This window comes from Tangfeifania sp. (genome assembly GCF_055108615.1).
Map to the genome: position 1 here is coordinate 1 of NZ_JBSQIC010000137.1, position 5,864 is coordinate 5,864.

The following is a 5,864-nucleotide window of genomic DNA, read 5'->3' on the forward strand; positions in this document are numbered from 1 at the left end:
CTTGTGGTCAATAAAAACGATGTGGATAAGGTGGTGCAAATTATTTCGGAATACGGTAAAACCCTGAACCCCGGTGATGGGTTGATTTATGTTTCTGATGTTGAAAAGGCGTACCGGGTAAAAACAGGATTGGAAAACGGGTTGTAAAAAATTGAAAAGGTTGCTGCACATCTAATTTTGATTTATGGCAGCCTTTTCTTTACCTTCATAAAATCAGGGTTTGCCAAAAGTAGAATTGAACATTTTCATCGTTAATATACAAACAACATGAAAAAACTAAAATTAGAAATACCGCTTATTTTACCCGAAGTGCCGGACGAAAAAGACCAATGTGTTCAGGAGCTTATCTCACTGCTTCAGGAGCAAAAAGGACTGGAAAAAGTCCACGTTTCAGAGGCTGCAGAAAATGGAGTACCCCAGCTTTGTTTTCACTATGACCCGGAATTGATTTCCATTGACCGGGTACGTTCAATTGCCCGGCAAACAGGGGCGTCCATTACCGAAAAAACCGGGCATAAACTCATCGGCGTAGAAGGCATCCGCCACCCGCGCCATGCACGCAGTGTCGAACGAAACCTACGCGACTTAAACGGTATCATTGAAGCATCGGTTTCTGCCTCCGGAATGGTACGGGCTGAGTTCGACACAAGGCAGATTGATGAAGCAGCAATAGTTGAAGCTTTACGAAAAGAAGGCCTTGGTATAACCGATACTGCCTTAAAAGCCGGGAAATATCTTCGCGGCATCAAAGAAACGGAGAAAGCGCCGAAAGACAAGCAGCCTGAAAAAAAGCCTGAACACGAAGAAAAAGAAGGGGAAGAACATGAACATGCCCATGGCGGCCTTTTTGGTAAAAATACGGAGTTGATTTTCTCCATCATTTGCGGAATATTGCTGGCCATTGGTTTTGGCCTTTCATTCGTGGATGCAGTCCCATCGTGGGTTAGCCTGTCGCTGTATATCGGAGCTTATTTCTTTGGCGGTTTCTACACGGCCAAAGAAGCCATACAAACCGTTGCCAAAGGCGGTTTCGAAATTGACTTTCTTATGCTGGTTGCAGCCATCGGTGCAGCTATACTGGGCGAATGGGCCGAAGGCGCTTTGCTGTTGTTCCTGTTCAGCATGGGCCACGCACTCGAACAATTCGCTATGAACAAAGCCCGAAAATCCATTGCTGCTTTGGCTGAACTTGCCCCCAAAACCGCCTTGCTAAAGAAGAACGGGAAAACAGAAGAGGTAGGCATTGAAAAACTAAGTATCGGCGACGTTATCGTGGTGAAGCCCAACACCAAAATCCCGTCCGATGGCGTTGTGGTGAGCGGCGAAAGCAGCGTGAACCAGGCCCCCATCAAGGGCGAAAGTGTACCGGTGGATAAAATACCGGTAGACGACCCCCAAAAAGATTATTCCAATGAAAAAGACATCCGTGATGAAAACAGGGTTTTTTCAGGCACAATCAATGGTAACAACACGCTGGAAATTAAAGTCACCAGAGAAGCCAGCGACTCTACCCTCTCCCGTTTGGTAAAACTGGTGAATGAAGCCCAAACGCAGAAATCGCCCACCCAGCGGTTTACCGATAAGTTCGAGAAATACTTTGTGCCGTCTGTTTTAGGATTGGTGGTATTATTGCTCGGGGCTTTCGTGGTCATTGACGAAAATTTTAGCGACAGCTTTTACAGGGCGATGGCCGTTCTGGTAGCCGCCAGCCCTTGCGCGCTGGCCATTTCCACACCAAGCGCTGTACTGAGCGGGGTGGCACGTGCAGCCAAAAGCGGGGTGCTTATCAAAGGCGGACGTCCTTTGGAAGACCTGGGTGTTTTAACCGCCCTGGCTTTCGATAAAACCGGAACGCTTACCGAAGGCAAACCAAAACTCACAGAAGTAGTTCCGCTGAACAATACCGATGAAAATGAATTGCTGAAAATGACAATAGCCGTAGAAAACCTGAGCGACCACCCGTTGGCAAAGGCGGTGGTCAGGGACGGCAGAAAACGTTTGGAAGGTAATAGTATTCCCGAAGCCAGAGACCTTGAAGCCGTTTTGGGAAAAGGTATAAAAGCGACATTGGGTGAAGACAAAGTGTATATAGGAAACCTGGAATTATATGAAGCCCTCGATGATAATAAACCTTCGGAGGAAATTACAGAAAAGGTAAAAGCGCTTGAATCTGACGGGAACACCACCATGCTTATTCGCCGGAATGGCGATTATTTGGGTATCATTGCTTTAATGGACACTCCGAGAACGGAGGCAAAAAGCACACTGGAGCAATTAAAGAAAACCGGTATTAAACGGATGGTCATGCTCACGGGCGACAACCAGAAAGTGGCCGATGCCGTGGCCAAAGAAATAGGCCTGACCGATGCCTGGGGCAGCCTGTTGCCCGATGAAAAGGTGGATGCCATAAAAAAACTCAGGAAGAAGGAATCCAAAGTGGCAATGATAGGCGATGGCGTAAATGATGCCCCCGCCATGGCCAACAGCACCGTTGGGATAGCCATGGGTGCTGCCGGTTCGGACGTGGCTCTCGAAACCGCAGATATTGCCCTGATGGGCGACAAACTGGAAATACTTCCCTTTGCCATTGGACTGAGCAGAAAAGCAAAAGGCATCATAAAACAAAACCTTTGGATTAGCCTCGGTATCGTAGCGATACTTATTCCTTCAACCATACTTGGCCTGGCCGGCATTGGCATTGCCGTGTTGATTCACGAAGGGTCAACTCTTGTTGTGGTATTTAATGCATTGAGGTTGTTGGCATATAAAAAATAACCAATGAAATATATTTTCCTGATAGCTGCTTTCAATGCCTTGTTTTTTGCGGTTCTGATTTTACAGAAAAAAAAGGCTTTACATGATAAAATACTGATTTATTGGTTAATTTATTTAGGGTTATACACAGGTATATATGCCTTGTTTTCAAATAAACTATTTACAGATTTTTACCTCCTTTCAGCAAGTTTTATTTCATTACTCTTACTTCACGGGCCATTCTTGTTTTTATATATTTCTGCATTGATTGACCAAAAATTTAGATTTAACAGGAAAAAATTGGTACATTTTATTCCTTTTATCCTATTCAACCTTTATATAGTCATTGCATCCTTTTTACCCGAAATATCGGAACGAATAAGATTAGCCCATGTAGAACGTGAACATGGGGCTCCTTTACTTTTTAATTTATTCCTGATTCTCATAGTTTTATCCGGACCATTCTATTTTATTTTATCCATCCGGCTTTTTAAAAAATTGGATATCAATATTTTCAATAATTTTTCATCGTATGAGAATGTTAACCTCGATTGGCTACGGAAGCTTGTTTATACTTTTGGGGCTGTTTGGACGGTTTTAATGTTTTTTGCCACTGTCCATCATGTTTTCGGGTTGTTCTCATGGGTTTTTTGTACGCATGGCCTTACTCTTTCTTTGTCTGTTTTCATCATCTTAATCGGCTATTTCGGCCTAAAGCAAAAGGAAATTTTTATTCAATATCCTGACAGTAGCATCGAATACGTTACGGAACCGAAGCCGAAATATTCCGGCGTGGTCATGAAAGAGACTGATGCGAAAAAATATGTAAGCAAAATACGAAGTTTTATGAGCAACGAAAAACCCTATTTGGACGCTAACCTTTCACTTCCCGGGTTAGCCGAAAAACTCAATATACCTTCCCATCATCTTTCGCGTGTTATAAATGAACAGTTTAATGTCAACTTCTTCGATTTTGTTAACCAATACAGGGTGGATGAAGTTAAATCAAGGATGGACAATCCCGAATTTGAAAATCTGACCATTTTAGGAATTGCATTCGATTGTGGTTTTAATACGAAATCGGCATTCAACAGGGTATTTAAAAAACTAACCGGGTTCACCCCAAGTGAATATAAGAAGCAACTCTAAAATGGTTATAATCACCCGCACTGGTTATTTTTTACCTGAAGTCCTATATTATGGACTTCAAATTGTTGCTAAATGGGTACTACTTTACAAAGTAGGTCGCACAACATTGTTACCTGTTGTACTTTTGTTCCAGATAATTCAATTAAAAACGTTTAAAACAATTTATTATGAAAACAAAAGGTTTTAATTCAGGAACGGGAAGTCGCGAAAAGCTTCAATCCCTTAAAAGCAATTTACAAACAATCCTCCCGATTGTTCTTGTTTCGTTATTCTTGCTATTCTCTGCATTTCCCGCCTCCGCCCATTGCGACCGCAAAAATGGACCGGTGGCTGTGGCTGCAAAAGAAGCTCTCAAAACCGGTGACTTTAGTAAAGTTGCTATTTGGATTGGCGAAAAGCAGGAAGAAGAGTTGAGGAATAAATTCAGGCAAAGTTTAAGTGTTTACAACAAAGGTGGTGAATCAAAGGAACTGGCAACGGAATATTTTATGAGTAACACGGTCAGGCTGCACCGTGCAGCGGAAAGCATGCCTTTTACAGGATTGAAACCGGCCAGCCCCAATGCCCCGGATATTGCACTAGCAGAAAAAGCCCTTGAAACCGGTGATATTGCCCCCTTACAAACACTTTTCAAAGAGGAATTGGAAAAAGAAACTTCTGAGTGGTTCCAAAATGCTTTGGAGGCTAAAAAGAATAAGAACAAAAGTGTAGAAGCCGGCCGTCAGTGGGTGGACAGTTATGTAAAGTATATCATATATTCTCATAAACTCTACCAAAATATTCAGGCCGGTCCCCCACATGGAGTTGGTGAATAGATTAACTAAACATCTTTTTAATGACTCTTGTTGAAGATATAAAGAACCAATTAAAATCATATAACGTAAAATAAAAGTATCATGGAATTTAAAACACCTGTATCATTAAATAAAGAGCATGAAGAATTACATGCCATGCTCCGGCAAGCCACGCAGCTTTCAGGCAAAACAGGCGAAGCCGCAAAAACAGTTGCTGAATTGATGCATCCGCATTTTGTCAAAGAAGAAGAGTACGCGCTTCCCCCTTTGGGGCTGTTGCCATCTCTTTCATCAGGAAGCCTTTCTGAAGAAATGAAAGAGGTTTTGCAAATGACGGACAAACTGAAATCAGAACTTCCGGAAATGTTGGCAGAACATAAACAAATTGTTGCGGCTTTGGAGGTTTTAGTGCAACATGCAACAGCAGAACATCATCCTGAGGTTGCTGAATTTGCTCAAAAACTTATGCTTCACGCACAAACAGAAGAAGAATTTTCATACCCCACCGCTATATTAATTGGCGAGTTTATTAAACTTAAATTCAAATAAGCAATTGTTTTTCTTATCGCTTTGGGGGCAACTTCTGCAAAAACCGGTGGCTCTAATATTATAAAAACGATTGTGAGAATTACAGTTTGGGGAACCATTGCTATGGCGCTTTCCGCGTTGGTCGGCTATATATTTGGTGTAAATGTTTGATTTTAGGTAAATTTGGATTTTATAAACGTTGAAAATTTTTGTCTCACAATTATTTACCCGAATGGAAAACAATGAAATTGAAAAGAAACTCGAATCAAAAAACGTGAAGCCAACAGCCATGCGAACCCTGGTTTACAAGACACTTGCCGAAACCGGGAAAGCGCTGAGCCTGACGGATTTGGAACAGCGATTTGAAAAAGTGGAGCGTTCAACCATATTTAGGGCGCTTAAAACATTTGAAGACAATTTCATTGTGCATACAGTTGATGATGGTTCAGGCTCAGTGAAGTATGCCGTTTGCGATGATGAATGTACCTGTAATATACATGATTTACACGTTCATTTTTATTGTACGCGTTGTGGCAGGACACGTTGTATGAAAGAACTTCCAATTCCCAACATTAAACTGCCTGAAGGCTACACCTACGATAATGCGCAATTCATCATTAACGGGGTGTGCCCGCGCTG

Annotated in this window: 5 protein-coding genes; all 5 read left to right on the forward strand. The window is 42.3% G+C overall.

The window, feature by feature from the left end; translation table 11 throughout:
• Positions 1–267: 267 nt before the first annotated feature.
• Positions 268–2,775: a heavy metal translocating P-type ATPase gene (locus ACTCNA_RS17365; RefSeq protein WP_016778477.1), complete on the forward strand. Its 2,508-nt coding sequence runs from the start codon at positions 268–270 to the stop codon at positions 2,773–2,775.
• Between the two features lie 477 nt (positions 2,776–3,252).
• On the forward strand, positions 3,253–3,903 hold the full coding sequence (locus ACTCNA_RS17370; protein ID WP_228488528.1) for a helix-turn-helix domain-containing protein: 651 nt from the start codon (positions 3,253–3,255) through the stop codon (positions 3,901–3,903).
• Between the two features lie 167 nt (positions 3,904–4,070).
• A complete protein-coding gene (locus ACTCNA_RS17375) occupies positions 4,071–4,718 on the forward strand; it encodes a DUF6448 family protein (RefSeq protein WP_016778474.1) in 648 nt (215 codons plus the stop codon).
• Positions 4,719–4,799: 81 nt separating this feature from the next.
• Entirely contained in the window at positions 4,800–5,246 is a 447-nt protein-coding gene (locus tag ACTCNA_RS17380; protein WP_016778473.1) for a hypothetical protein, read from the forward strand.
• Between the two features lie 211 nt (positions 5,247–5,457).
• On the forward strand, positions 5,458–5,864 hold a 407-nt coding region (locus ACTCNA_RS17385; RefSeq protein WP_462949206.1), incomplete at its 3' end, for a Fur family transcriptional regulator.